Genomic DNA, 710 nt, shown 5'->3' with positions numbered 1-710 from the left:
CAGCTATCAATTCTCCCCCTGTGGAAAAAGCAATTAATAAATTACACCAGCAAAGTTCAACCCACATATAAATAAGAAAGCACCCATGAAAACCATTAAAAATTCCGTTACCACCAACAACACCGACAAAACCAGCAAAGACATTCGCAATAATTCTTTATTCACTAATATCACCGCAGAGGAAGAAGTGTTTGTACGTGGTGGAGCACACAACGGAGTTCCACAGCATTAGTAATGAAAGAAGGTGGGGTTGGGGTGACACTCTCATTCTACCCCAGAGTAAAGCACTCACCAGCTAATTTGCAAAGAGGATAAAACCATGAAAACTAATCACAACAATTCTAAAAATAATACCGACAAAACCAGGAAAGATATTCGCAGCAATGCTTTATTTACTGATATTACAGCCCAAGAAGAAGTGTTTGTACGAGGAGGTGCTGAATATGATGAATCAGGCCCAGGCATTGTACACCGGAAATGATTTTAATTAAATTGCTTCTCCTCAAAACTCATAAATTGTATCCATAAACATCAGCTAATTTGCCAAGAGGATAAAACCATGAGAACTAATCACAACAATTCTAAAAATAATACCGACAAAACCAGCCCAGATATTCGCAACAATGCTTTGTTCACTAGACATCTCCAAAATAGAAAAAAGGAGGGGTAAAAAGATGATAAAATTAAATTTTACCCCGGATTAGAGATGA

2 protein-coding genes are annotated in these 710 nt (G+C 37.3%); both read left to right on the top strand.

Features of this window, described 5'->3' with window-relative positions; genetic code table 11:
* Positions 1-85 precede the first annotated feature (85 nt).
* Positions 86-232 (top strand): hypothetical protein, encoded by a 147-nt coding sequence (locus PL9214_RS31820; protein ID WP_186440520.1) that lies wholly within the window; start codon positions 86-88, stop codon positions 230-232.
* A gap of 87 nt (positions 233-319) precedes the next feature.
* Complete coding sequence (locus PL9214_RS31815) at positions 320-481, top strand: hypothetical protein (RefSeq protein WP_186440519.1); 162 nt, start codon at positions 320-322, stop codon at positions 479-481.
* Positions 482-710: the final 229 nt, after the last annotated feature.

Source organism: Planktothrix tepida PCC 9214, from assembly GCF_900009145.1.
In the GTDB taxonomy this organism is placed as follows: Bacteria; Cyanobacteriota; Cyanobacteriia; order Cyanobacteriales; family Microcoleaceae; genus Planktothrix; species Planktothrix tepida.
Note: the sequence above shows the minus strand (reverse complement) of the source record. Positions and strands in the feature narration are given on the sequence as shown.